The sequence below is a fragment of the Marinovum algicola genome, assembly GCF_900109145.1.
In the GTDB taxonomy this organism is placed as follows: Bacteria; Pseudomonadota; Alphaproteobacteria; order Rhodobacterales; family Rhodobacteraceae; genus Marinovum; species Marinovum algicola.
Window position 1 is genome coordinate 123,933 of sequence record NZ_FNYY01000001.1, and the last position, 24,577, is coordinate 148,509.

23 protein-coding genes are annotated in these 24,577 nt (G+C 66.0%); 16 read left to right on the forward strand and 7 right to left on the reverse strand.

Translation table 11 applies throughout. The annotated features are described in order from the left end of the window. Positions 1-3: 3 nt before the first annotated feature. The 11 genes from BMW90_RS00630 to BMW90_RS00680 all read left to right on the forward strand — a co-directional run bounded on the left by BMW90_RS00630 (position 4) and on the right by BMW90_RS00680 (position 9,621). Positions 4-810, forward strand: coding sequence for a cytochrome c oxidase subunit 3 (locus tag BMW90_RS00630; protein ID WP_048529751.1), 807 nt, complete (start codon positions 4-6; stop codon positions 808-810). 198 nt (positions 811-1,008) lie between these two features. Continuing rightward, positions 1,009-1,686 carry an SURF1 family protein gene (locus tag BMW90_RS00635; RefSeq protein ID WP_048529752.1) on the forward strand — a complete coding sequence of 226 codons (678 nt, stop codon included), beginning with the start codon at positions 1,009-1,011 and terminating at the stop codon, positions 1,684-1,686. A gap of 3 nt (positions 1,687-1,689) precedes the next feature. Then, on the forward strand, positions 1,690-3,078 hold the full coding sequence (thrC, locus tag BMW90_RS00640) for a threonine synthase (RefSeq protein ID WP_074834295.1): 1,389 nt from the start codon (positions 1,690-1,692) through the stop codon (positions 3,076-3,078). Next, on the forward strand, positions 3,075-4,337 hold the full coding sequence (locus BMW90_RS00645) for a M16 family metallopeptidase (RefSeq protein WP_074834297.1): 1,263 nt from the start codon (positions 3,075-3,077) through the stop codon (positions 4,335-4,337). The genes thrC and BMW90_RS00645 overlap by 4 nt, the downstream gene beginning before the upstream one ends. Continuing rightward, complete coding sequence (locus BMW90_RS00650) at positions 4,337-4,924, forward strand: GNAT family N-acetyltransferase (protein ID WP_048529758.1); 588 nt, start codon at positions 4,337-4,339, stop codon at positions 4,922-4,924. Before BMW90_RS00645 ends, BMW90_RS00650 begins: the two co-directional genes overlap by 1 nt. A 101-nt stretch (positions 4,925-5,025) precedes the next feature. After that, on the forward strand, positions 5,026-5,853 hold the full coding sequence (locus BMW90_RS00655; RefSeq protein WP_074834298.1) for an MBL fold metallo-hydrolase: 828 nt from the start codon (positions 5,026-5,028) through the stop codon (positions 5,851-5,853). Between the two features lie 44 nt (positions 5,854-5,897). After that, entirely contained in the window at positions 5,898-7,316 is a 1,419-nt protein-coding gene (locus tag BMW90_RS00660) for an FAD-binding oxidoreductase (RefSeq protein ID WP_074834300.1), read from the forward strand. A gap of 40 nt (positions 7,317-7,356) precedes the next feature. Beyond that, a complete protein-coding gene (gene def / locus BMW90_RS00665; protein ID WP_048529763.1) occupies positions 7,357-7,878 on the forward strand; it encodes a peptide deformylase in 522 nt (173 codons plus the stop codon). 104 nt (positions 7,879-7,982) lie between these two features. Further along, on the forward strand, positions 7,983-8,474 hold the full coding sequence (def, locus tag BMW90_RS00670; protein ID WP_048529766.1) for a peptide deformylase: 492 nt from the start codon (positions 7,983-7,985) through the stop codon (positions 8,472-8,474). Beyond that, a complete protein-coding gene (gene fmt, locus BMW90_RS00675) occupies positions 8,471-9,385 on the forward strand; it encodes a methionyl-tRNA formyltransferase (RefSeq protein WP_074834302.1) in 915 nt (304 codons plus the stop codon). Before def (BMW90_RS00670) ends, fmt begins: the two co-directional genes overlap by 4 nt. Continuing rightward, positions 9,385-9,621 carry a hypothetical protein gene (locus BMW90_RS00680; protein ID WP_048529770.1) on the forward strand — a complete coding sequence of 79 codons (237 nt, stop codon included), beginning with the start codon at positions 9,385-9,387 and terminating at the stop codon, positions 9,619-9,621. Before fmt ends, BMW90_RS00680 begins: the two co-directional genes overlap by 1 nt. A gap of 71 nt (positions 9,622-9,692) precedes the next feature. On the opposite strand, the gene pdxR is transcribed toward BMW90_RS00680, so the two are convergent. Both pdxR and BMW90_RS00690 read right to left on the reverse strand, forming a co-directional pair. Continuing rightward, the gene (gene pdxR, locus BMW90_RS00685) at positions 9,693-11,159 is read right to left on the reverse strand and encodes a MocR-like pyridoxine biosynthesis transcription factor PdxR (protein WP_074834303.1); all 1,467 of its coding nucleotides are present in this window, start codon (positions 11,157-11,159) and stop codon (positions 9,693-9,695) included. A gap of 267 nt (positions 11,160-11,426) precedes the next feature. Beyond that, on the reverse strand, positions 11,427-12,821 hold the full coding sequence (locus BMW90_RS00690) for an aminotransferase family protein (RefSeq protein WP_074834305.1): 1,395 nt from the start codon (positions 12,819-12,821) through the stop codon (positions 11,427-11,429). Between the two features lie 375 nt (positions 12,822-13,196). Between BMW90_RS00690 and BMW90_RS00695 the strand changes: the two genes are divergently transcribed. The 3 genes from BMW90_RS00695 to BMW90_RS00705 all read left to right on the forward strand — a co-directional run bounded on the left by BMW90_RS00695 (position 13,197) and on the right by BMW90_RS00705 (position 16,386). After that, complete coding sequence (locus tag BMW90_RS00695; RefSeq protein WP_074834306.1) at positions 13,197-14,207, forward strand: taurine ABC transporter substrate-binding protein; 1,011 nt, start codon at positions 13,197-13,199, stop codon at positions 14,205-14,207. 110 nt (positions 14,208-14,317) lie between these two features. Beyond that, a complete protein-coding gene (locus tag BMW90_RS00700; protein WP_048529778.1) occupies positions 14,318-15,124 on the forward strand; it encodes a taurine ABC transporter ATP-binding protein in 807 nt (268 codons plus the stop codon). After that, positions 15,121-16,386 carry an ABC transporter permease gene (locus tag BMW90_RS00705; RefSeq protein ID WP_074834308.1) on the forward strand — a complete coding sequence of 422 codons (1,266 nt, stop codon included), beginning with the start codon at positions 15,121-15,123 and terminating at the stop codon, positions 16,384-16,386. The genes BMW90_RS00700 and BMW90_RS00705 overlap by 4 nt, the downstream gene beginning before the upstream one ends. 100 nt (positions 16,387-16,486) lie before the next feature. Here BMW90_RS00705 and BMW90_RS00710 read toward each other — a convergent pair whose 3' ends face one another. Together BMW90_RS00710 and BMW90_RS00715 are read right to left on the reverse strand one after the other, a co-directional pair. Then, positions 16,487-18,058, reverse strand: coding sequence for a 2-isopropylmalate synthase (locus tag BMW90_RS00710; RefSeq protein ID WP_048529783.1), 1,572 nt, complete (start codon positions 18,056-18,058; stop codon positions 16,487-16,489). 348 nt (positions 18,059-18,406) lie between these two features. Continuing rightward, positions 18,407-19,864 carry an MORN repeat-containing protein gene (locus tag BMW90_RS00715; RefSeq protein ID WP_074834309.1) on the reverse strand — a complete coding sequence of 486 codons (1,458 nt, stop codon included), beginning with the start codon at positions 19,862-19,864 and terminating at the stop codon, positions 18,407-18,409. Positions 19,865-20,141: 277 nt separating this feature from the next. Here BMW90_RS00715 and BMW90_RS00720 point away from each other — a divergent pair, with 277 nt between their 5' ends. After that, on the forward strand, positions 20,142-21,800 hold the full coding sequence (locus BMW90_RS00720) for an NAD+ synthase (protein ID WP_074834311.1): 1,659 nt from the start codon (positions 20,142-20,144) through the stop codon (positions 21,798-21,800). Between the two features lie 18 nt (positions 21,801-21,818). Here the strand turns inward: BMW90_RS00720 and BMW90_RS00725 are convergent, their stop codons facing one another. Genes BMW90_RS00725 through BMW90_RS00735 form a run of 3 tightly spaced genes read right to left on the reverse strand, consistent with a single transcriptional unit; the run spans position 21,819 to position 23,843 of the window. Beyond that, complete coding sequence (locus BMW90_RS00725) at positions 21,819-22,469, reverse strand: SGNH/GDSL hydrolase family protein (RefSeq protein ID WP_170850483.1); 651 nt, start codon at positions 22,467-22,469, stop codon at positions 21,819-21,821. A 40-nt stretch (positions 22,470-22,509) separates the two neighbouring features. After that, positions 22,510-22,896, reverse strand: coding sequence for a metallopeptidase family protein (locus tag BMW90_RS00730; protein ID WP_074834314.1), 387 nt, complete (start codon positions 22,894-22,896; stop codon positions 22,510-22,512). After that, complete coding sequence (locus BMW90_RS00735) at positions 22,893-23,843, reverse strand: 1-phosphofructokinase family hexose kinase (RefSeq protein ID WP_048529790.1); 951 nt, start codon at positions 23,841-23,843, stop codon at positions 22,893-22,895. Before BMW90_RS00735 ends, BMW90_RS00730 begins: the two co-directional genes overlap by 4 nt. 181 nt (positions 23,844-24,024) lie before the next feature. Between BMW90_RS00735 and BMW90_RS00740 the strand changes: the two genes are divergently transcribed. After that, the gene (locus BMW90_RS00740) at positions 24,025-24,576 is read left to right on the forward strand and encodes a 2OG-Fe(II) oxygenase (protein ID WP_074834316.1); all 552 of its coding nucleotides are present in this window, start codon (positions 24,025-24,027) and stop codon (positions 24,574-24,576) included. The last annotated feature ends 1 nt before the right edge of the window (position 24,577 follow it).

Below are 24,577 nucleotides of genomic sequence, written 5' to 3' on the forward strand. Positions count from 1 at the left end.
ACAATGGCCCATGTAAAAAACCACGATTATCACATTCTGAACCCCTCGATCTGGCCGCTGCTCGGGTCGGTCTCGGGCTTCGTGATGCTGTTCGGCGCGGTGCTCTGGTTCCACGACAATGGTCCGTGGATGTTCCTGATCGGCTTTGTCGGCGTGCTGTATGTCATGTTCGGCTGGTGGTCCGAGGTGATCGCCGAGAGCCGGGTCGGAGACCACACGCCGGTGGTGCGGATCGGCCTGAAATACGGCTTCATCCTGTTCATCATGTCGGAAGTGATGTTCTTTGCCGCCTGGTTCTGGAGCTTCTTCAAGCATGCGCTCTATCCGATGGACCCGGGCGGCATGAGCCCGGCCGTCGATGGCGTCTGGCCGCCGGTGGGCATCGAGACCTTCGATCCCTTCCACCTGCCGCTGATCAACACGCTGATCCTGCTCTGCTCGGGCGCCGCTGCCACCTGGGCGCACCACGCGCTGGTGCACGAGAACAATCGCGAAGACATGAAATGGGGTCTGATCATCGCCATCGTCCTGGGTGTGATCTTCACCATCTTCCAGGCCTATGAATACAGCCACGCGGCCTTCGGCTTCTCCGGCAATATCTACGGCGCCAACTTCTTCATGGCGACCGGCTTCCACGGCGCGCATGTGATCATCGGCACGATCTTCCTCTTCGTCTGCCTGCTCAGGCTGCTGAAGGGGCATTTCACCCCCGAAAAGCACATCGGCTTCGAGGCCGCCGCCTGGTACTGGCACTTCGTCGATGTGGTCTGGCTCTTCCTCTTTGCCGCAGTCTACATCTGGGGCGGCTGAGCCGAGCCGGAATTGAATGTCTAGACGCCCGCCGCATCGGCGGGCGTTTTCCTTTCCAGGGGCTGGCCGTGACACACCCGGCCCGGAACAAGGCGAGGCCAGCGCCGGCCCGGCTCGCCGGCCGCCTTTGCGGTTGCATAACCTGCCGGAACCATGGAAAACACGGGGCGCGCCATTTCCGTGCGACACCGGGACGTCATGACACGCATTCTCTTTGCCCTGATCATCGGAGTGGCCGGCACCGCGCTGCTGGTCTGGCTGGGCACGTGGCAACTCCAGCGCCTCGCCTGGAAAGAAGACATCCTCGCCGCGATCGATGCCCGCATCGCCGCCGATCCGATCCCGCTGCCCGAGGTGCCCGACATTGCCGCCGATACCTATGCCCCGGTCGCCCTCAGCGGGCAGATCGGCAGCGCCGAGCTTTTTGTGCTGGTCTCGCAAAAACACAAGGGCGCCGGCTACCGCGTCATCGCCCCGTTCCTGACCAATACCGGCCGCCACATCCTGATTGATCGCGGCTTTATCCCGGTTGCCGCCCGCGACGCCGCCCGGCGCACCGGCCCGACCGAGATCACCGGCAATATCCACTGGCCCGACGACCGCACCTCCGCGACCCCCGAGAACGATCGGCAAGCCAACATCTGGTATGCCCGCGACGTCGGCGACATGGCCAAGGCCCTGAAGACCGAGCCGCTGCTTGTCATCCTGCGCAGCGAGACGCCCCCGGCGCCGGGGATCGCGCCGTTGCCGGTCGACAGCTCGGCCATCCCGAACGATCACCTGCAATATGCCGTCACATGGTTCTCCCTCGCCGCGATCTGGCTCGGGATGACCGGCTATTACATCTTCCGCGCACGCCAGACCAAGGACGCTTGAGCGATGAAATACATCTCGACCAGGGGCCGCGCCCCGGAACTTTCCTTCGAAGAGGCAATGCTCAGCGGCCTCGCCCGTGACGGCGGTCTCTATGTGCCGGCCGAAATTCCGCAGATGTCACGCGCCGATATCGCGGCGCTGGCCGGTCTCAGCTACGAGGAATCCGCCTTTCGCGTGATGCGCCCCTTTGTCGGCGACAGCTTCACCGACGAAAGCTTCGGCGATATCATCGCCCGCGCCTATGCCGGATTTGGCCATGGCGCCCGCGCGCCGCTGGTGCAGCTGGCGCCCAACCACTTCCTGCTCGAGCTGTTCCACGGGCCGACGCTGGCGTTCAAGGATTTCGCCATGCAGTTGATCGGCCAGCTGTTCGAGGATGCGCTGAAACGCCGGGGCGAGCGGGTCACCATCGTCGGCGCCACCAGTGGTGACACCGGCTCGGCCGCGATCGAGGCCTTTCGCGGGCTTGATGCCGTCGATGTCTTCATCCTGTTCCCGTATGGTCGGGTTTCCGAGGTGCAGCGCCGGCAGATGACCACGCCCGCCGAGGCCAATGTCCACGCCCTCGCGGTGGATGGCAATTTCGATGATTGCCAGGCCCGGCTCAAGGACATGTTCAACCATTTCGACTTCCGCGACGCAGTCCGCCTCGCCGGGGTCAATTCGATCAACTGGGCGCGGGTGCTGGCGCAGGTGGTCTATTACTTCTCGTCCGCCGTCTCGCTTGGTGCGCCGGACCGCAAGGTCAGCTTCACCGTGCCCACCGGCAACTTCGGCGACATCTTTGCCGGCTACATCGCCAAGCGCATGGGGCTGCCGATCGATCGGCTGGTGATCGCGACCAACCAGAACGACATTCTGCACCGCTGCCTGTCGTCGGGCGACTACCGCAAGGGCGACGTCCATGCCTCGATCTCGCCCTCGATGGATATCGAGGTCAGTTCGAATTTCGAACGTGCGCTGTTTGACGCCTATGACCGCGACGGCAATGCCATCGGCCAGTTGATGGACGAGCTGGGGCAGGGCGGTTTCAACGTCAGCCAGGGCGCGCTGCAACGCCTGCGCGAGCATTTCGACAGCGGCCGCGCCAGCGAAGCGGAAACCCTGGCCACCATCGCGGCGGCGCGCAAGACCATGGGCGAACTGCTCTGCCCGCATTCCGCCGTCGGCGTGAAGGTGGCCGAAGAGCACCGCGATCCGGCCACTCCGATGATCACCCTGGCCACGGCCCACCCGGCGAAATTCCCCGATGCGGTGGAAAAAGCATCGGGCCAGCGGCCGGGGCTTCCCCAACGCATGGCAGATCTGTATGAGCGTGCGGAACGGGTGACCCGAGTGCCAAACGACCTCGCCGCCCTCGAAACCCACATCCGGGAGAAGATCGCCTCTTGACGGTAGAATTGCACACGCTCGCCAACGGTTTCCGCATCGTCACCGAACATATGCCGGGGCTTGAATCGGCCTCGGTCGGCATCTGGGTCGGCGCCGGCGGCCGCGCCGAACGCGAAGACCAGAACGGTATCGCGCATTTCCTCGAGCATATGGCCTTCAAGGGCACAGAGACCCGGTCGGCGTTGCAGATCGCCGAGGCGATCGAGGACGTCGGCGGTTATATCAACGCCTATACCTCGCGTGAGGTGACCGCCTATTACGCCCGCGTGCTGAAAAACGACGTGCCGCTGGCGGTGGACGTGGTGGCCGACATCCTGCTCAACCCGGTGTTCGATCCGCGCGAAATCGAGGTCGAGCGCGGGGTGATCCTGCAAGAGATCGGCCAGGCCAACGATACGCCCGACGACGTGATCTTCGATTGGCTGCAAGAGGCCTCTTATCCCGATCAGGCGCTGGGCCGCACCATCCTCGGCCCGCCCGAGCGGGTTCAGGCATTCACCCGCGAAGACCTCGCGCGTTTTGTCACCGAGCATTACGGCCCCGACCAGATGATCCTCTCGGCGGCCGGCGCCGTCGATCACGCGGCGCTGGTGAAACAGGCCGAGGCGCTCTTTGGCCACCTCGCCCCGCGCCACGCCGAGCTCGACAGCCCGGCCCGCTTTGGCGGCGGCGAAAGCCGGACGGTGAAATCGCTGGAGCAGGCGCATTTCGCCCTGGCGCTGGAAAGCCCCGGCTACCGCGACGAAAGCATCTATACCGCGCAGATCCATTCCGTCGCGCTTGGCGGCGGCATGTCCTCACGGCTGTTTCAGGAGATCCGCGAGAACCGTGGCCTCTGCTACACGATCTTTGCCCAGGCCGGCGCCTATGCCGATACCGGCATGATGACGATCTATGCTGGCACCTCGGCCGAGCAGTTGCCCGATCTGGTCGGGCTCACCATCGACGAGCTGAAACGCGCCGCCGATGACATGACCGAGGCCGAGGTCGCCCGCGCCCGCGCGCAGATGAAGGCCGGCTTGCTGATGGGGCTGGAAAGCCCGTCGAGCCGGGCCGAACGGCTGGCCCGCATGGTGCAGATCTGGGGCCGGGTGCCGCCGCTCACCGAAACCATCGCGCGGATCGATGCGGTCACTGTTCAGGGCGTGCGCGACTTCGGCGGGCATCTTGCCGCCAGCGCGCCGGTGGCCATGGCGCTTTACGGCCCGGTCGAGGCCGCCCCGGATCTCGCGGGGCTGAACGCGCGGCGCGCCGCCTGATGCTTCTGGCCCGACGCAGGATACGGCTCGAGACCGACCGTCTCACCCTGCGCGCGCCCCTGCATTCGGACTACCGCGACTGGTCGTCCCTGCGCGACAGCTCGCGCGGGTTTCTCACCCGGTGGGAGCCGACCTGGTCGAACGACCACCTGAGCCGCAAGAGCTTTACCAACCGGGTCTACTGGTCGCAGCGCGCCATCACCAATGGCACCGCCATGCCGCTGTTCCTGGTGCGCCGCGAGGATCAGGCGCTCTTGGGCGCGATCACCCTCGACAACATCCGCCGGGGCCCGGCCCAGGCCGGCACGCTCGGCTATTGGGTCGGCGCGCCGCATGCCCGCCAGGGCTACATGCGCGAGGCCATCCTCGCGCTGGTGCATCACGCCTTTACCAAGATGGACCTGAGCCGCATCGAGGCCGCCTGCCTGCCGGAAAACCACGCCTCGCGCGGGCTCCTGGAAAGCGCCGGCTTCAAATATGAAGGCGTGGCCCAGAGCTATCTGCAAATCAACGGCCGCTGGCGTACCCATGTGCTCTATGCCGCGCTGCGCATCGACCGCCGGGGCAAAACCGACGCCGGTCTTTGAGGCACGAGGGGCGTCTGCCCGGGCAAATGGGGCCCGGCGCCATCAACAGCCCGTGACCGATCGGCGAATCACGCTATCCTCGCGCCAGAGAGGTATGCCCCATGTTCCGATTTCTTTTGACGTTTCTGGTCTTCGCCACCGCCGCCACCGTCACTTCGGCCCAGCAGGACCGCCGGCCCTCGCATTGCATCGCCATCGCCGATGCCGCACCGGGGATCAGCTTTGTCCACAAGGCCGCCTGGACCGATCCGCTGCCCGATTACACGGTCGGCATTCAGTACATTCAGCATGCCTCCTTTTTGATCCGCACCCGCGGCGGGCTCAATGCCGTGACCGATTTCACCGGCTTCATCGGCACCACCACGATGATCCCCGATGTGGTCACCATGAACCACGCCCATTCCTCGCATTTCACCCGCGCGCCCGATCCGGCGATCCCGCATGCCCTGCGCGGGTGGGGCGAGCCGTTCGGCAGCGGCATCGAACATTATCTCGATCTCGGCGAAATGGTGGTGCGCAATGTCTCGACCGACATCCGCTCGGGCGCCGGCATCGAGCCGAAGGGCAATTCGATCTTCGTCTTCGAGGTCGAAGGGCTCTGCATCGGCCATCTCGGCCACCTGCACCATGAACCCGACGACCTGCAATATGCCGCGCTGGGCCGGCTGGATGTGGTGATGGCGCCGGTCGACGGCGGCATGACCCTCGCGCTGCCGGTGATGATCCGCGTCCTCAAACGGCTGAAATCCTCGATCGTCCTGCCGATGCACTGGTTCTCCGATTACGGCGTCGAACGCTTTGTCGCCGGCATGGCCGACGAATTCGACATCCAGCGGCCCGGCACTTCGGAAATCGAGGTCAGCCTCGCCACCCTGCCGGATCGCCCCACCGTGGTGATCCTGCGCCCCTCCTGGCTGCGCGACGAATAGCCATTGCCGCGCCGACGCGCTAGAACGCGGCCAAGGAGACCCCGATGACCGATCTATTGCCGGCCGATGCCGGATTCGCCGACCGTCTTGCGGCCGCGCTGCCCGAGGGCACGCTCCGCCCCGCCGAGCCGCGCTATCTCGAGGAACCGCGCGGCCGCTGGCAGGGGCAGGCGGGCCTCGTGGCGCTGCCGCGCACGGCCGCGCAGGTGGCGCAGATCGTTGCCGCCTGCCATGCCGCCCGCGTCGGCGTGCTGCCGTATGGCGGCGGCACCGGGCTGGTGGGCGGGCAAATCCAGCCCGAAGGTCCGCCGGCGCTGATCCTCTCGCTCGAACGGATGACCGCCATCCGCGCGCTGTATCCCGAGGAAAACGTGCTGGTGGCCGAGGCCGGCGCCATCCTCGCCGATATCCAGACCGCCGCAGCCGAGGCCGGCCGGCTGTTCCCTCTGTCGCTCGCCTCCGAAGGCAGCGCCCGGATCGGCGGCTGCCTGTCGACCAATGCCGGCGGCGTCAACGTGCTGCGCTATGGCAATGCCCGCGCGCTCTGTCTCGGGCTCGAGGCCGTGCTGCCCGACGGCAGCCTGTGGAACGGGCTGCGGCGGCTGCACAAGGACAACACCGGCTATGATCTCAAGCACCTGCTAATGGGCGCCGAGGGCACGCTGGGCGTGATCACCGCCGCCAGCCTCAAGCTCTCGCCGCGCCCCGCCGCCACCGGCACCGCGATGATCGTCGTCGAAAGCCCGGCCGCCGCCCTGCGCCTGCTGGCCCTGGCCCGCGACATCGCCGGCGAAGGCGTTTCGGCCTTCGAACTGATCCACCGCACCGGGCTCGATTTCCTCGCCGAGATGCTGCCGCAGGTGCGCCAGCCCTTTGCCGAACGGCCCGAATGGACGGTGCTGATCGAGCTTGGCCTGAGCGCCGGACAGGCGCCTGAAGCTGCGCTCGAGACGATCTTTGCCGAAGCGCTGGAGCAGGGGCTGGCCAGCGATGGCGTCATCGCCCAGAGCGAGGGCCAGCGCGCCGGGCTCTGGGCGGTGCGCGAGGAGATCCCCACCGCCAACCGGATGATCGGTGCCATTGCCTCGCATGACATCGCCCTGCCGCTGAGCCTGGTGCCCGACTTCATCGCCAGGGCGCCGGAGGCGCTGGCGGAATTTGCCGATATTCGCGTCAACTGCTTTGGTCACCTGGGCGACGGCAACCTGCATTACAACGTCTTTCCGGCCCCGGGCCGCAGCAAATCCGACTATGCGGCGCAGCGTGACGCCATCAGCCGGGCGGTGCATGATCTCTGCGTCGAGATGGGCGGCTCGTTCAGCGCCGAACACGGGCTTGGCCGGCTCAAGGTGGCGGATCTCGAACGCTATGGCGATCCGGCCAAGCTGGCGACGATGCGCGCGATCAAGGCGGCGCTCGATCCCCACGGCATCATGAACCCGGGCGCGGTGCTGCGCGGCTGAGACCGTTGCGCTTTTGCCGAAGCTGCACTAGATCACCGGCATGAAACGGCCCATTCTCATCCACCCCGACCCGCGGCTCAAGAAGCTCTGCACGCCTGTCGCCGATCTCTCGGACGATCTGCGCGCGCTGGCCGACGACATGCTCGAAACCATGTATGCCGCGCCCGGCATCGGCCTCGCCGCGCCGCAGGTGGGCGTGATGGACCGGCTGATCGTGATGGATTGCGAAAAGGACGAGACCCAGCCGCCGAAACCGATGGTGATGTTCAACCCCGAGATCATCGATACCTCCGAAGACCTCAATGTCTATGAGGAAGGCTGCCTGTCGATCCCCGACCAATACGCCGAGGTCACCCGCCCGGCCGAGGTCCGCGTGCGCTGGCTCGACCGCGACGGCAAGGTGCAGGAACAGGACATGGACGGGCTCTGGGCGACCTGTGTGCAGCACGAGATCGACCACCTCGACGGCAAGCTCTTTATCGACTACCTCAAACCGCTCAAGCGCCAGATGATCACTCGCAAGATGGTCAAGCTCAAGCGCGAGATGGCGCGGACGGGGTGAGACCGTCGGGCCGGGTCGGGATACGCCGATCCATTGACGGATCGGCGGAGATTTGTTGACAAATCGCCTTGCCCGGCGCCCAACGCTGGCTTACCCCGGCGTGCATGACCCGCAAAGTGATCCCCTGGCCCGACAAGCGCCTGCGCAGCCCCGCCGAACCGGTGAGTGACCTCACCGAGGCTCACCGCATCCTTTGGGAGCAGATGATCGAGGTGATGGAGGCGATGCCCGGCGTCGGCCTCGCCGCGCCGCAGCTGGGCGAGATGGTGCGGCTGGCGGTGGTCGATGCTTCGGAGACGCGCGGCCAGGTGGTGCGCATGGCCAACCCCGAGGTGCTGCATGCCTCGGTGCAGCTGCGCGAACACGAGGAGGCCAGCCCCAACCTTCCCGGCGTCTCGGCTAAGGTCAAACGCCCGCGCGCGGTGACCGTGCGCTTCCTGAACGAACATGGCGAGATCGAAGAACGTGATTTCGTCAGCCTCTGGGCGACCTCGGTGCAGCACCAGATCGATCACCTCAATGGCCGGATGTATTTCGACCGGCTGAGCAAGGTCAAACGCGACATGCTGATCCGAAAGGCGAGGAAACTGGCATGAGAGTGGTTTTCATGGGCACGCCGGATTTCTCGGTGCCGGTGCTCGACGCGCTGGTCGCCGCCGGCCACGAGATCGCCGCCGTCTACTGCCAGCCGCCACGCCCGGCCGGCCGTGGCAAGAAGGACCGGCCGACGCCGGTCCATGCCCGCGCCGTGGCGCTGGGCCTCGCGGTGCGCCATCCGGTGTCGCTGAAGGGCGCGGAGGAACAGGCGGAGTTTGCCGCTTTGAACGCCGATGTCGCGGTGGTGGTGGCCTATGGGCTGATCCTGCCGCAAGCGGTGCTCGATGCGCCGCGCCGGGGCTGCCTGAATATCCACGCCTCGCTCTTGCCGCGCTGGCGCGGGGCGGCGCCGATCCACCGCGCGATCATGGCCGGCGACGCCGAGACCGGCGTCTGCATCATGCAGATGGAGGCCGGGCTCGACACCGGCCCGGTGCTGTTGCGCGAGGCCACCGACATCACCCCGCAGGACACCACCGTACGGCTGCACGACCGGCTGAGCGCCATGGGCGCGCGGCTGATCGTGCAGGCGCTGGACCGGCTCGACACCCTGACGCCGGAGCCGCAGCCCGACGCTGGCGTGACCTATGCCCGCAAGATCGACAAAGCCGAGGCCGCCATCGACTGGACCCGCCCGGCGCAAGAGATCGACCGCCAGATCCGCGGCCTTTCGCCCTTTCCCGGCGCCTGGACCGCGGCGGGAGACACCCGCATCAAGCTCCTGATGTCGGAGCTGACGGAGGGGCAGGGCGCCCCCGGCACGCTGCTCGACGACGACATCACCGTCGCCTGCGGAACCGGCGCGCTGCGGCTGCATACCCTGCAACGGGCGGGCAAGGCGGCGCAGGACGCCGAAACCTTTCTGCGCGGCATGGCACTGCCGCGCGGGACCGTCCTGGGGGAAAGCTGATGTTTCCGGTTCTGATCGGCACCGTGGTGATTGCAGGGATCGTGGGCTATGTTTCTGAAAAGTCGGGGTTTACCCACAACGGCTATCTTCAGAGCATCATCATCTGCGTCGGTGGCGCCTTTCTGTTCTATTTCGTCCGTATCATGTTCGGCCTGGGCTTTGCCTCGCCCGGGCTCAACGCCATCGCTTCGTCGATCGGCGCGCTGATCATCGTGCCGACGCATTGGCGCCGCTAGAATCTTACCGGGCGTTCAGGGAAAATTAACTTATTATTCATACACTTATCCGCGGATAAGCTTGGGGCGGATCAGCTCAGCGCCGTGACCGCCTTTGCCACCAGTGCGATGCCTTCGGCAATCCGCGCCACCGGGATCGAGGAATAGCCCAGCCGGTAAAAATTGCGTGGCACCGAGGGGCCGGCAAAGAAATTGTGCCCCGGCTCGATCAGCACCGATTGTTCCTGCAAACGCTCGAACAGGCGGATGGTGTCCATCCGCTCGGGCGCGCGCAGCCAGAAGGACGAGCCGCCGACCCCCGGCAGCCCGGCCACCTCCAGCCTCTGGGCGGTGATCGCCGCCTCCATCGCCTCGCGCCGCTGGTGCAGGGCGCGGGCCTGGCGCCGCATCAACGCGTCGTAATGGCCCAGCGCCAGGAAATGCGCGGTGGTGCGCTGCACATGGCCCGGCGGATGGCGCAACACGCTGGCGCGCAGGCTGCGGACCTCGCGGATAAAGGTCTCGTCGCCCACCAGATAGCCCAGCCGCAGGCCGGGAAAGAGCGATTTCGAAAACGAGCCGACGTAGATCACCCGGCCGTCGCGGTCGAGCGATTTCAGCGCCGGTTGCGGGGCCGTCGGATAGGCCATCTCGAATTCGTAGTCGTCCTCGACGATCAGCGCATCAAGCGCCCGGGCCCTTTCGAGCAGCGCCCGCCGCCGGGCCATCGGCATGGTGGCCGAGGTCGGCGCCTGATGGCTGGGGGTGACAAAGATCACGTCGGTCTCTTCGGGCAGCGCCGCGGGCGGCAGCCCGTCGGCATCGACCTCGACCGGCGCCAGTCGGCAGCGTGCCTGAAGCAACATGTCGCGCAGCGCCGGATAGCCGGGGTTTTCCATCGCCGCCACCCGGTCGCGGGTCAGCAGCACCTGGGTCGCCAGCCAGAGCGCGTTCTGCGCGCCCAGGGTGACGAGGATCTCCTGCGGCCGGGCCTGGATGCCGCGCCGGGGCAGGGTGTGGCGGGCGATGAAGGCGATCAGTTCGGGATCGTCCTGATCGTAGTAATCCGAGGTCAGCGCATGGAAATCCGCCCCGCCAAGCGCGCGCAGGGCGCAGAGCCGCCAGTTGGCGTGATCGAACAGCCCCGGATCGGCCTGCCCGTAGACAAAGGGATATTTGTAGTGGTTCCAGTCGAGCGGCTTGGTCACCTCGGAGGTCTGGGCAAAGCGCTGGCCCAGCGCACGCGCCCAATCGACCCGGTCGGCGCTGGGCGCGGGACCGGCAAAGGCGGGCGGCGGCGTGGGGGCGTTTTCCGAGACGAAATAGCCCGACCGGCCGCGCGCCGCGAGGTAGTCATTGGCGACCAGCTCGGTATAGGCCAGCGTCACGGTGATCCGGCTGACCCCAAGGTGCTGGGCCAGCTTGCGGGTCGAGGGCAGCTTTTCGCCGTGTCTGATCCGGCCCGACAGGATGCCCTGGGCGATCATCTGCTGGATGCGCACCTGAAGCGTGCCCTGGGCATGCGGATCGAGAAAGAAGGCTTCGACTGGGACGGCCATGTCCCAGGGTAGACTGGCTTTATGGTGGGTGCAATCTGGACTGATGACGACCTGCGACCTTGGGGTTTGACAAGGCGGGCTTTGCCCGCAGTTTTTTGGGAGGGGGGCTTTGCCCGCAGTTTTTTTGAGGAGGGGGGCTTTGCCCCCCGGGCCTGCGGCCTCCCCCCAGGAATATTTACGGGCCAAGAGAAGCCAGGACGGGGATCGTGCCGAACCGTCCCGGCCGGGGAGCAGGAGACCGGAGAGGGACTTCCCCGGGGCGCCGGATCAGCCGGCGAAGACGCGGGTCAGGGCCTGGTCGACGGCGCTGACGATCTCGTCGATGTTGTCCTTGCTGGCGATCAGCGCGGGGCTGAAACACAGGGTGTTGTTGTAGCCCGGCACCGACCGGTTGGTGGCGCCGATGATCACGCCCTGACGGCCGCAATCGGCCACCACGGCCCCGACCTGCGCCTCCGGTACCGGTTGCCGGCTGTCGCGGTCGGCGACCAGTTCGGCGCCGAGGAACAGCCCCTTGCCGCGGACCTGGCCGATCACCGGGTGACGGTCGGCAAGCTCACTCAGCGCCTCGAACATATGCGTGCCCATGGCGGTGGTATTGGCCAGCAGGCCTTCCTCTTCGATGATCGCCATGTTTTCCAGCGCCGCCGCCGGCCCGGCGGTGCAGCCGCCAAAGGTCGAGATATCGCGGAAATAGTCGAGCGGATCGGCGGCGTTCGACTTGAAGGGGGAAAAGACATCCTCGGTGGTGACAAGGCAGGCGATGGCGGCATAGCCCGAGGCCACGCCCTTGGCCATGGTGACCATGTCGGGCTGGATGCCGTAGTGCTGATAGCCGAACCATTCGCCGGTCCGGCCCAGGCCGCAGACCACCTCGTCGATGTGCAGCAGGATGTCGTATTTGCGGCAGATTTCCTGAACCTTCTGCCAGTAGCCCTCGGGCGGGGTGATGACGCCGCCACCGGCGGTCACCGGCTCGAGGCAGAGGCCGCCGACGGTGTCGGGGCCTTCGCGCAGGATCACCTGTTCGATCTGGTCGGCGGCCCATTCGCCATAGTTCTCGACCGGCGCGCCGTCCTGTTCGTGGCGGCGGTATTCGAGACAATGCGGCACCCGGACAAAGCCGGGGGTATAAGGCCCGTATTGCGCGCCACGCTCGTCCTGGCCACCGGCCGACAGGCAGGAGATCGTGGTGCCGTGATAATCGCGGTCGCGATAGAGGATCTTGTGCTTCTTGCCGCCGTGGCGCTTGTGGGCGATCTGGCGGATCATCTTGAAGGCCTTTTCATTGGCCTCGGAGCCGGAGTTGCAGTAATAGACCCGGCTCATGCCCGGCATCTTGTCAAGCAGCGCCTCGGCGAAGTGCGAGCCCGGCACGGACCCGGCGGAGCCGGCGAAATAGTTCAGCTTGACCAGCTGGTCGCGCACCGCATTGGCAATGCGCTCGCGGCCGTAGCCGACGTTGACCGTCCAGACGCCGCCCGAAACCGCGTCGAGCAGGCGGGTGCCGTGCTGATCCCAGACGTGGATGCCCTTGCCCTCGATGATGATCCGCGGATCGGAGGTCTCGAAGGGTTTGTGCTGGGTCAGATGATGCCAGATGTGGGCCTTGTCGGCCTCGACAACACGGCTGATATCATTTGCGCTCAGAGTGCCATCCATGGCGTCACCTTTTGTTTTCGAGGTCAAGAAACAACGGCCGACGGGCCCGGTGAAGCCGGGCCGTCGTCCCTGTCAAGGAAGCCGCGAAAGACGGCGAATGATAGGGCCACATCCGGCCAGTCCTTGAGTCCAGTTGAAAGTTCGCCAACGGCTGAATTCAGAGCCATTCCGGCAAGGCGCTGAATTCGCGCCAGAAATTTTTCAAACCGGTTTTCGCAAGCCCTTTGGCACCTTTCGGCGCGCAAAGTTTTTCGTTGATCGCTGACAGGATTTCCGCTCGGATTGTGCCCACGTCCGGGCCACCCGCGACGTGGCCGGGCCAACCGGCAGATCACATGCCCGCAAAAGGGCAGGACCAACACGGGAGCTGAAGACATGACAATCACACGACGGGTTATGGGGACAGTCGCCGCCGCGGCGCTGATGGCCTCGGCGCAGGCCGGTTTTGCCGGCAGCCACAGCGAGGGCATCACGGTCGGCTATTTCCTCGAATGGCCGATGCCGTTCCAATACGCCAAGCAGGAAGGCATGTATGACGAGGCGCTGGGCATGCCGGTCAACTGGGTGAGCTTCGACACCGGCACCGCGATGTCGGCGGCGATGGCCTCGGGCGATGTGCAGATGTCGGTCAGCCAGGGCGTGCCGCCCTTCGTGGTGGCAACCTCGGCCGGGCAGGATCTTCAGATCCTCGACGTGGCGGTGAGCTATTCCGAGAACGACAACTGCGTGGTGCGCGAAGACCTTGAAATCGACAAGATGAGCGCGGCGGAACTCGAGGGCAAGAAGGTCGCAGTGCCGCTGGGCACCGCGGCGCATTACGGTTTCCTCAAGCAGATGAGCCATTTCGGCGTCGACGTCGGCTCGCTCGATGTGGTCGACATGGCGCCGCCGGATGGCGCCGCGGCAATCGCCCAGGGCTCGGTCGACATGGCGTGCGGCTGGGGCGGATCGCTGCGCCGCATGCTCGAGCACGGAAATTCCCTGCTCACCGGGGCGGAAAAGGAAGAGCTCGGCATCCTGGTCTTCGACGTGACCTCGGGCCCGGCCTCCTGGGTGGCCGAGAACTCCGACACCGTGGCGGCCTTTCTTCAGGTGACGGCCGAGGCCAATGCGATGTGGGCCGACGAGGCCAACCGCGACAAGATGCTGCCGGTGATCGCCAAGGATGCCGGTATGGACGAGGAGGCGACGATGTCGACGATCTCGACCTTCATCTTCCCGCCGGTCGACGAACAGCTCGGCGAGAAATGGTTGGGCGGCGGCGCGCAGGAGTTCATGAAAGGCGTGGCGGATGTCTTTGTCGAGGCCGGCTCGATCGACAGCGCGCTCGACAGTTATGAAGATGCGGTGAACACCGGACCGCTGCAATCCGCCAGCGGCATGTAAGCCTGACGGCAACGAGACCGGGCCGCTCCGCGTGCCCCTGCGGCTTGCTTCGAAAGAGGCCCGCAGGGCGCCGGGAGCGGCCCCACCAATAAGGGGCAGTAGGGCCGGCCATGTCGGGACTGATGATCGAAAAACTGTCGATGCGCTTCGACCTGCCGAACGGCAGTCACGTGCAGGCGCTCAAGGACGTGTCGCTGGACCTGGCCGAAGGCGAGCTGATGTCGGTGCTGGGGCCTTCGGGCTGTGGCAAGACGACGTTGCTCAACATCGTCGCGGGCTTTCTGGCGCCGACCTCGGGCGAGATACAACTCAACGGCCATGACGTCACCGGCCCCGATGCCGAACGGGGCATGGTGTTCCAGCAGGGCGCGCTCTTCGAATGGATGTCGGTGCGCGAAAACGTGAGCTTCGGGCCGCGGATGAAAGGCCAGGGCGAAAAGGAATACGGCGCCGAGGTTGATCACCTGCTGGATATCGTCGGGCTTCAGGATTTCAAGGAAAAGGCGATCTACGAGCTGTCGGGCGGCATGCAGCAGCGGGTGGCGCTGGCGCGCTGCCTGGCCAATGACCCGGATGTCATCCTGATGGACGAGCCGCTGGGGGCGCTGGATGCGCTGACCCGCGAAAAGATGCAATCGCTGGTGCTCAAGCTCTGGAAGGAGACCGGCAAGACCATCATCCTGATCACCCATTCGGTCGAAGAGGCGCTGTTGCTGGGCGAGCGCCTGCTTGTCATGGCGCCGCGCCCGGGCCGTATCCACCGCGAATACCGGTTGCCTTTCGCCGATCTCGGCGTCGGCCAGGATCTGCGCGAGGTGAAGAAACACCCTGAATTCGCCGAAAGACGCGAGGAGATCCTTGGCATGATCTGGGACATGGAAGAGGAAATCATGGGCCGGTCGGAGGACGAGAAATGATCATCTTCCTGATCTATATCGCGATTTTCGTGGGCTCCTTCTTTCTGGTGCGGCTGATCGTCGATCAGACCGCCAAGGGCTACAGCGCCCGCAAGACGGTGACCTTCGGCGACGAAAGCGCCGTGACCTCGAACCGGACCGCCAGCGTGGTCTCGATCCTGACGATCTTTCTGCTCTGGGGCGCCTTCACCGGCTCGTCGCTGCTGCCCCGGTTCCTGCATGCGCCGGGGCCGTTCGAAGGCGTGGCGACGATGACCTATACCGCCGAGGCCGACGACGGCAGCCGCGACGAGGCCACGATCACCGTGCTGGTGCATCCGGTGGGCGAAGACGCCGAGGTGCCCGAGGTCGATCCGGGCGACGGCTGGGCCAAGAACGACGCCTATACCATCGGCGCCTGGCGGTCCGGGCTGATGCGGGTCGACCGAAACGATGAAAAGGGCCGTGACCAAGGCCATCAGGTGGTGGCGGTCAATGGCGAGCCCATCGTGCCCGGCGGCGAGGTGCTGACCGAGTTCGGCCGGGTCGGCATGTCGCAGAAAGGCACGCTGAATTTCGAACCTGCCAAGGGCTGGCAGATGGAGCCGATCTGGCTGCCGCCGCCCGAGGCGGTGGTGCAGCGCCTGGGCGAAATCGCCAGCGACGGCTACCGCGACAGCACGCTCTGGGAACATCTGGGCTATTCGCTGTTCCGCGTGGTGGTGGGCTTTGTCGCCGGCGCGCTGGTCGGCATCCCGCTGGGCTATGCCATGGGGCTTTCGGCCTGGTTCCGCGGCTGGTTCGACCCGATCGTCGAATTCATGCGGCCGGTGCCGCCGCTGGCGCTGATCCCGCTGGTGATCATCTGGGCCGGCATCGGCGAGACCGGCAAGATCATCCTGCTGTTCCTCGCCGCGCTCTGGATCATGGCCATCGCGGCGCGGTCGGGGGTCTCTGGCGTGAACATCACCAAGGTGCATGCCGCCTATTCTCTGGGCGCTTCGAAATGGCAGATCATGCGACATGTGATCGTGCCCAACTCGCTGCCCGAGATCTTCACCGGCGCGCGGGTGGCGATGGGGGTCTGCTGGGGGACGGTAGTCGCCGCCGAGCTGGTCGCCGCCGAACAGGGCGCCGGCATGATGATCATGGTGGCCTCGAAGTTCCAGCTCACCGACATCGTGCTGATGGGGATCATCCTGATCGGGGTGATCGGCTTCGGCATCGACATGCTGATGCGCAAGGCCGAGCGGGTGCTGGTGCCCTGGAAGGGGCGGTCGTGACCGCCTGATCCCGGGGCCGCCGGCCCCCTGCTTCTTCTGGCCGGAAATATCCCGGGGGGTCTGGGGGGCTGGCCCCCCAGGTCGGGCCGGGCGCCCGGCCTCAGCCAAGCTCCTTGTAGCTGATTTCGCGCGCATCGGCGCCGGGGCCGAGCTTTTCACGCCGCACCAGAAGCCGGTTCAGGGCCTGCACATAGGCCTTGACCGAGGCCACCACCGTATCGGTATCGGCCGACTGGCCGGTGGCGATCATGCCATCCTCTTCCAGCCGGACCGAAACCGTGGCCTGGGCATCGGTGCCCTCGGTGACCGCATGCACCTGGTAAAGCTGAAGCCGCGCGGTGTTGGGGTGCAGGTCGCGCACCGCCTTGAAGGCGGCATCGACCGGGCCGTCGCCCTGGCAGGTCGCGGAGTGTTCCGTGCCGCCGATCTCCATCTCGATCGTCGCTTCCGCCGGGCCGCCGGTGCCGCAGACGACCTTGAGGTTGACCAGTTGCAACTGATCGGCATTGCCTTCGGTGGTGGCCGAGACCAGCGCCAGGATATCGTCGTCAAAGACCTCTTTCTTGCGGTCGGCGAGCTCCTTGAACCGCACAAAGATGTCCTTGAGCTGGTTGTCGCCCACGTCGACCCCCAGTTCCTTGAGCTTGGCGCGCAAGGCGGCGCGGCCCGAGTGCTTGCCAAGCGGCAGCGAGGTGCCCGAAAGGCCCACATCCTCTGGGCGCATGATCTCGAAGGTCTCGGCGTTCTTGAGCATGCCGTCCTGGTGGATGCCGCTCTCATGGGCAAAGGCGTTCTTGCCCACGATGGCCTTGTTGAACTGGACGTTGAAGCCCGAGACGGTGGCGACACGGCGCGAGATATGCATGATCTTGCGGCTGTCGATGCCGGTCTGGAACGGCATGATGTCATTCCTGACCTTCATCGCCATGACAACTTCTTCCAGCGCGGTATTGCCGGCGCGTTCGCCCAGCCCGTTGATCGTGCATTCGATCTGACGCGCCCCGGCCTCGACCGCGGCCAGCGAATTGGCCGTCGCCATGCCAAGATCGTTGTGGCAATGCGTGGCAAAGACCACCTCGTCGGCGCCGGGCACCGTCTCGATCAGCCGGCGGATCAGCTCGGCGCTTTCGCGCGGCGCGGTATAGCCCACGGTGTCGGGGATGTTGATCGTGGTGGCGCCGGCCTTGATGGCGATCTCGATCACACGGCAGAGGTAATCCCACTCGGTGCGCGTCGCATCCATCGGCGACCACTGCACATTGTCGGTCAGGTTGCGGGCATGGCTCACCGTCTGCTCGATGCGCTCGGCCATTTCATCCATCGACAGGTTGGGAATGGCGCGGTGCAGCGGCGAGGTGCCGATAAAGGTGTGGATACGCGGCCGGGCGGCCTGTTTCACCGCTTCGAAACAGCGGTCGATGTCGGGCAGCTGCGCCCGGGCGAGGCCGCAGATCACCGCGTTTTTCGAGCGCTGGGCGATCTCCGAAACAGCGGCGAAATCGCCTTCGGAGGCGATCGGAAAGCCGGCCTCGATGATGTCGACGCCCATATCGTCGAGCAGTTCGGCAATCTCGAGCTTTTCCGAATGGGTCATCGTCGCGCCGGGGCTCTGCTCGCCATCGCGAAGGGTCGTGTCGAAGATCAACACGCGGTTTCTGTCTGTCTGGGTCATGGTCACGTCTCTTGAAAATCTTCTCCGGGGTTCGGGCGCGAACGGGCCTCCTCTGAGCGGTCGCGCCTGACGGCACGCTCAGAGGCGGATTAGGAGAAGCAGGCCGCGCGACAGCGCCGCGCCGGGGGCGCGGGACAGGGTCGGGATATGGCCTCGGGTCAACATGAGGCGACTATACGCGGGTGTTTCCGAATGAAAAGTGTCTTTTTGCCGGGTTTGGCGGGCCGGGCGGCCTATTTTGCCCGCCGAGGACGGACAAAATGCGCTCACGCGTGCCGTTGATCGGCGCGACCGCGGGAATTGGCGGCGCTCCGGAGTTCGAGCAGACGGCCCCGGAGGCGCAGCGGATCACTCTGCGGTGGGCGCGTCCGGTGTGTCCTCGGCGCTCTCTTCTGCCGCAGGCTCCGGCTCGTCCGCCTGCATCAAGGCGCCGTTCTTCCATTCGCCGCTGGCCTCCTGACCGGCGGCATACCGCATGGTGCCCTCGCCCTGGCGCTTGCCGGCCACGAAGGTGCCCTCGTAGACATCGCCATTGGCATAGGTCGCCACGCCCTCGCCGGAGATCTCGCCGTTCTTCCAGTCGCCGATGTATTTGAAGCCGTCGGGCATCGAGATCTCGCCTTCACCGTGGCGCTGGCCGTCTTCGAACTGGCCGATATAGACCGTGCCGTCGGGATAGGTTGCGGTGCCCTTGCCATGCCGCCGGCCGCGTTCCCATTCGCCTTCGTAGCGGTAGCCGTCGGCATAGGTCATCACGCCGTAGCCATGGTTGCGCGCGTTCTGGAAGCCGCCTTCATAGACCAGGCCGTTGGGATAGGTGGCCCGGCCCTCGCCCTCGATCACGCCATCGACCCACTGGCCCTCGTAGGTGGAACCGTCGGGATAGGTGATATTGCCCTGGCCATGCGCCAGATCGTTGCGGAACTGGCCGACATAGATCGAGCCGTCGGGATAGGTCACGGTGCCCACGCCCTGGATCTTGCCGTCCTGCCAGTCGCCTTCGTAGCGATAGCCGTCCTCACCGGTGAACACGCCCTTGCCGTTGCGCTGGTCGTCGCGGAAGCTGCCTTCGTAGACGTCGCCATTGGCATAGGTCACCCGGCCCTGGCCCTCGCGGCGGCCGGCCACCAGCTCGCCTTCGTAGATATCGCCGTTGGGCTGGATCAGCTTGCCTTCGCCCGAGATCTGGCCTTCGCGCCAGAGCCCCTCGTAGATCAGCCCGTCGATCATCACCAGTTTGCCCTGGCCGTCGCGCTGCCCGTCCGAGACCCGGCCCTCGTAGGTCGAGCCGTCGGGATAGGAGATTGTGGCATTGCCTTCCTTGACGCCATTGACCCAGTCGCCGTCGTAGACATAGCCGCCGGGGCTGGTCATCACGCCGCGCCCGTGGTGCATGGCGTTGCGGAAACTGCCCTCGTAGCGCACGCCATTGGCATAGATCGCCACGCCCTGGCCGGTGATCTCGCCATCGGCCCATGTGCCTTCATAGGTGCCGCCGTCGGTAAAGGTGATCTTGCCCACCCCATGCGGCTTGCCCTTGGCAAACTCACCTTCATAGATCGACCCGTTGGGAAAGCGCGCCACGCCTTTGCCCTTGATCTCGCCCGCCACCCATTCGCCTCGGTATTCATAGCCGTTGGGCAGCCGGTAGCTGCCTTCGCCATGCTGAAGCCCGTCGCGGAAGGTGCCTTCGTAGACGCCGCCGTCGTCATATTGCTTGGTCAGCACCTCGCCATCCTGTGACAGGGCCGGCAAGGCGGCCAGAAGTGCCAGTGTCACGCCTGCGATGCGGATGGATTGCTTCATGTGGCCCCACTTGCCCCCGGTCTGTCCTTTCCGAGGACGGTAATGGAGCAGGCCAGTGCAGACAATGCCTTTTGATCGCAGGCGGTTGATCTGACGGGTTTGTTCACGAAGTGGTGGCCGACGTGCCAGCGGGCCGCCACCGCAGCGGCGCCCGAAGTTTGCGCGTTCGCGCCGGTGGCAGAGCGCTGCGGGCGGTTTTGCTGGGGTCCGGCGGTAGCAGGTCTTTTCCCTGCCGGTCGATCTGGTAAGGGAAGGCATGACACCGAAGGGGCAGGACATGGCCGACACATTCCGCATCACGCTGGCACAGCTCAACCCGACCGTGGGCGATATCGCCGGCAATGCCGCGCTGGCGCGCGATGCCTGGGCGGCGGGCAAATCCGCGGGCGCCGATCTGGTGGCCTTCCCCGAGATGTTCATCACCGGCTACAATGCGCAGGATCTGGTGATGAAGCCGGCCTTTCACACCGCCGCCATCGAGGCCGTGAGGGCGCTGGCGCGGGATTGCGCCGATGGGCCGGCCATCGCCATGGGCGCGCCCTGGGTCGAGGGCGCTGAGCTCTTCAACGCCTATCTGATTTGCAAGGGCGGCGAGATCGTCGCCACCCAGCTCAAGCATCATCTGCCCAACGAGACGGTGTTCGACGAAAAGCGGATCTTTGACACCGGGCCCATGGGCGGGCCTTATGCGCTGGGGCCGATCCGCATCGGCAGCCCGATCTGCGAGGACGCCTGGTATCCGGATGTGGCCGAGACCCATGCCGAGACCGGTGCCGAGTTTCTGCTGGTGCCCAATGGCTCGCCCTATTACCGCGGCAAATTCGATGTGCGGCTGAGCCATGCGGTGGGCCGGGTGGTCGAGACCGGGCTGCCGCTGATCTATCTCAACTGTGTCGGCGGGCAGGACGATCAGGTCTTCGACGGTGGCACCTTCGGGATCAACCCGCATGGCGAGATTGCGTTTCAGATGCCGGTATTCGAGGCCGGTCTGGCACATGTCGATCTTGCGCGTGGGGCGGACGGCTGGCGCATCGTGCCGGCCGAGGTGGCGCAGCATCCGGGCGAATGGGAGCAGGATTACTATTGCATGGTGCTGGCGCTGCGCGACTATCTGCGCAAGACCGGCTTCAAGAAGGTGCTGCTGGGGCTGTCGGGCGGCATCGACTCGGCGCTGGTGGCGACCATCGCGGCGGATGCCCTGGGGCCGGAGAACGTGCGCTGCGTGATGCTGCCGTCGGAATATACCTCGCAGGCCTCGCTCGACGATGCCAAGGCGCTGGCCGAACGGCTGGGCTGCCGCTACGATTTCGTGCCGATCACCGAGGGGCGGACGGCGATCACCAACACGCTGGCGCCGCTCTTCGAAGGCACGGAAGCGGGGCTGACCGAGGAAAACATCCAGTCGCGGCTGCGCGGGCTGCTGCTGATGGCCCTTTCGAACAAGTTCGGCGAGATGCTGCTGACGACCGGCAACAAATCCGAGGTCGCGGTGGGCTATGCCACGATCTATGGCGACATGGCGGGCGGCTACAACCCGATCAAGGATCTCTACAAGACCCGGGTGTTCGAGCAATGCCGCTGGCGCAACGCCAACCACCGCGACTGGATGAAGGGGCCCGGGGCCGCGGTCATCCCGGTGTCGATCATCGACAAGCCGCCCTCGGCCGAGCTGCGCGCGGACCAGAAGGACAGCGATTCGCTGCCCGATTACCCCGAGCTCGACGCGCTGCTGACGATCCTTGTCGATCAGGACGGTTCGATCGAGGATTGCGTCGCGGCGGGGTTTGACCGGGCCACGGCCAAGAAGGTGGAGCACCTGCTCTATATCAGTGAATACAAGCGGTTCCAGGCGGCGCCGGGCACGCGGCTGAGCAAACGTGCCTTCTGGCTCGATCGGCGCTATCCGGTGGTCAACGGCTGGCGCGACCCGTCGTAATCCCGCTCGGGCGCGGCCTCAGCGAGCCAGCGCCCGGGCGATCAGCCCGGCGATGCGCGCGCCGCCTCTGGGTGTCGGATGCACCAGATCACGCGAATACAGCGACAGATCGCGCGGGTCATAGACATCGCCGGCGTCGACAAAGGTCACCCAGGGCCGGCGCCCGGCGGCGCGAGACAGCCGCGTCTGATATTCCGCCAGTTCGTCGGTACAGGCGGCAAACGGCCCGCCGCGCACCGATCCGGGGTAATAATCCATCCACACCACGCGCTGTGCCCGCGACCGCAGCCGGTCGAGAAAGGCCGGCACCTCGCCGCGCGCCCCGTCGGCGCTGACCATGCGGTCGAGCGTCGTGGCGCATCTGTTGCAGTCGCATTCCCGCGCCAGATCATTGGCCCCGCCATTGAGCAGGATCACATCCCATTGGCCGCGTGGCAATTGCGCCCGGATCTCGCGCTGGAGCATGCTGCGCAGGTTGCCGGAATGCGAAAAGGCCGCCCCCGGAAAGGCGCGGCTGGTCACCTGATACTGCGGCATCCGGTCGAGGATCTGCGGGATGGAATTGCCGTTGAGCCGGTTCCAGGCGAGGATGGAATCGCCGATCACCAGCATCCGCTCCTGGGCCTGCGCCACGACCGGCAGCAGCAGAAACATCATAAAAACCAGCACGCGCGTCATCCTTCACCTCACGATCTTTCGGAAGTGCCGCTCACTCCCACCATCTGTCAATTAAGGCGATATCGTCGTCTGACCAGCCGAAATGATGTGCCAGTTCGTGCACCAGAACGTGACGCACCAGATCGCCAAGCTCCTCGTTGCCCCGGTCACGCCATTCGGCGAGGATCGGTTCGCGGAACAGCCAGATCATGTCGGGTGTCAGCGGCTGGTCGAAGCTCGACTTCTCGGTGAGCGGGATGCCCTCGTAGAGCCCGGTCAGCTCGAGCGGGTCGTGCATGCCCATGGCGCGCAGCATCTCGTCGGGGGGCCAGTCGACGACCTGCACGATGACCGCCTGCGCCGCCCTGTCGAAAGGCGCCGGCAGGGCGTCGAGCGCCTCTGCCGCTAGCCGCTCAAAGGTTTCTGCGTCAGGGCTCACAGCCGGGTCAGCACCGCGTCCGGCAAAAGCGCGTCGACGGTGGCCTTTTCACAGAGCCGCGTGCCCAGCGTCGTGCAGGCCGCCCCGGCCGCCACGACGCCGACCTTGAGGCAATCGGCCACCGGTTCGCCCCGCGCCAGCGCCAGCGCGAAGGCGCCGACAAAGCTGTCGCCGGCGCCGACCTTGCTCACCACCTCGATCCTGGGGCCCACCGCGTGCCAGGCGCCGTCGGCGCTGGACAACACCGAGCCATCGGCGCCGCGCGCCACGATGACGTTCTTGGCCACGCCGCGCTCGACCAGGGTGCGGGCGAATTCGGCGCTGTCTTCTCGGGTCGGCAGCGAACGGCCGGCCAGTTCCTCAGCCTCCGGCCCGTCCATGCGCAGGGCAAAGATCGTCTCATGCGGTTCGCGGGCGAGCTGAAACAGCGCCGGGCCCGAGGTGTCGACGATGATCTGCGCATTGCGGCCCTTGATATGGGCGGCGAGGATCGAGGGGAATTCCTTGGCCACGCCGGGCGGCTGCGAGCCCGACAGCACCACCAGCGTATTGTCCGCCGCCGCCTGGTCGATGCTGCGAAGACCCCGCGCGACGTCTTCCTCGCCCCAGGGGTCGCCGGGCAGGACAAAGCGGTATTGCTGGTTGTCCGCTTGGTCGGTGACCGAAAAGCTCAGCCGTGTCTCGCCCGGGCCCTGAAAGGCCACGGTCGGCACGCCCTCGAGCGCCAGCAATTGCAGGAGCTGCGCGCCGGTGGCGCCGCCAATGGCGATCAGCGCGGTGGCATGGCCACCCAGCATCTGCACCGCGCGGGCGACGTTGATGCCGCCGCCGCCGGGATCGATGCTGGGGTCGGTGCAGCGCAGCTTGTGCTCGGGATAGACCCGCGGCGCCGAGGTGGCGAAATCGACGGCGGGGTTGAGGGTGATGGTGAGGATATTGGTCTGCATCTCGGTTCCGAAGGGCGCGCGGCATGCCGCAGTTAGCGCTCACAGTCTCATTCTCCGGCGGCGTTTTCCAGCCCTTGGCGGGCAAATTTCTGTCGTTTTCCGCCCGACGCGTCGCAATTTGCGGCGCAGGCCGGGAAAATTCCGGGCAAGGCGAGCGCTGATCCGCAAACGGAAGGCCGACATGATCGCAGTCCATCAGGTGGCGGGCGCCTTTTCGCCCGCCGAATGCAATGAAATCGTGGCCCTCGCGGCTTCGGCCGACGCGCGCGATGCGCGGCTCGTGGGGCAGACCCGCGATCACAATCTGCGGCGCGCCGATTTGGTCTGGCTCGATGAGGTGGCGGGCGCCGAATGGGTGATGGACCGCATCATCGATGTGGTGCGCAGCGCCAACCGCGATGTCTTTGGCTTCGATCTCCAGGATTTCGCCGAAAGCGCGCAGGTGGCGCGCTATGGCGCCGAGCGCGAAGGCCATTTCGACTGGCATGCGGATATCGGCGACGGCCCGGTCGCGGCGCGGCGCAAGCTGACCATGGTGGTGCAACTGGCCGGGGCCGAGGTCTACGATGGCGGCACGCTCGAGGTGATGCCATCGGCCAATGTGGTGGCGGCCAACCGGGCCTGCGGGACAGCGACGCTTTTTCCCGCCTTCCTGCTGCACCGGGTGACGCCGGTGACCCGCGGCGCGCGGCAGTCGCTGACCATCTGGGCGCACGGGCCGGCCTTTCGCTAGG

Bases quoted from the DNA above. Each gene is read 5' to 3' on its own strand.
- BMW90_RS00650 (WP_048529758.1), top strand. From the start codon at position 4,337: ATGCTTCTGGCCCGACGCAGGATACGGCTCGAGACCGACCGTCTCACC.
- BMW90_RS00655 (WP_074834298.1), top strand. From the start codon at position 5,026: ATGTTCCGATTTCTTTTGACGTTTCTGGTCTTCGCCACCGCCGCCACC.
- BMW90_RS00630 (WP_048529751.1), top strand. From the start codon at position 4: ATGGCCCATGTAAAAAACCACGATTATCACATTCTGAACCCCTCGATC.
- BMW90_RS00660 (WP_074834300.1), top strand. From the start codon at position 5,898: ATGACCGATCTATTGCCGGCCGATGCCGGATTCGCCGACCGTCTTGCG.
- def (WP_048529763.1), top strand. From the start codon at position 7,357: ATGAAACGGCCCATTCTCATCCACCCCGACCCGCGGCTCAAGAAGCTC.
- BMW90_RS00705 (WP_074834308.1), top strand. From the start codon at position 15,121: ATGATCATCTTCCTGATCTATATCGCGATTTTCGTGGGCTCCTTCTTT.
- pdxR (WP_074834303.1), bottom strand. From the start codon at position 11,159: ATGGCCGTCCCAGTCGAAGCCTTCTTTCTCGATCCGCATGCCCAGGGC.
- BMW90_RS00740 (WP_074834316.1), top strand. From the start codon at position 24,025: ATGATCGCAGTCCATCAGGTGGCGGGCGCCTTTTCGCCCGCCGAATGC.
- BMW90_RS00695 (WP_074834306.1), top strand. From the start codon at position 13,197: ATGACAATCACACGACGGGTTATGGGGACAGTCGCCGCCGCGGCGCTG.
- BMW90_RS00735 (WP_048529790.1), bottom strand. From the start codon at position 23,843: ATGCAGACCAATATCCTCACCATCACCCTCAACCCCGCCGTCGATTTC.
- BMW90_RS00635 (WP_048529752.1), top strand. From the start codon at position 1,009: ATGACACGCATTCTCTTTGCCCTGATCATCGGAGTGGCCGGCACCGCG.
- thrC (WP_074834295.1), top strand. From the start codon at position 1,690: ATGAAATACATCTCGACCAGGGGCCGCGCCCCGGAACTTTCCTTCGAA.
- fmt (WP_074834302.1), top strand. From the start codon at position 8,471: ATGAGAGTGGTTTTCATGGGCACGCCGGATTTCTCGGTGCCGGTGCTC.
- BMW90_RS00710 (WP_048529783.1), bottom strand. From the start codon at position 18,058: ATGACCCAGACAGACAGAAACCGCGTGTTGATCTTCGACACGACCCTT.
- BMW90_RS00690 (WP_074834305.1), bottom strand. From the start codon at position 12,821: ATGGATGGCACTCTGAGCGCAAATGATATCAGCCGTGTTGTCGAGGCC.
- BMW90_RS00680 (WP_048529770.1), top strand. From the start codon at position 9,385: ATGTTTCCGGTTCTGATCGGCACCGTGGTGATTGCAGGGATCGTGGGC.
- def (WP_048529766.1), top strand. From the start codon at position 7,983: ATGACCCGCAAAGTGATCCCCTGGCCCGACAAGCGCCTGCGCAGCCCC.
- BMW90_RS00720 (WP_074834311.1), top strand. From the start codon at position 20,142: ATGGCCGACACATTCCGCATCACGCTGGCACAGCTCAACCCGACCGTG.
- BMW90_RS00700 (WP_048529778.1), top strand. From the start codon at position 14,318: ATGTCGGGACTGATGATCGAAAAACTGTCGATGCGCTTCGACCTGCCG.
- BMW90_RS00715 (WP_074834309.1), bottom strand. From the start codon at position 19,864: ATGAAGCAATCCATCCGCATCGCAGGCGTGACACTGGCACTTCTGGCC.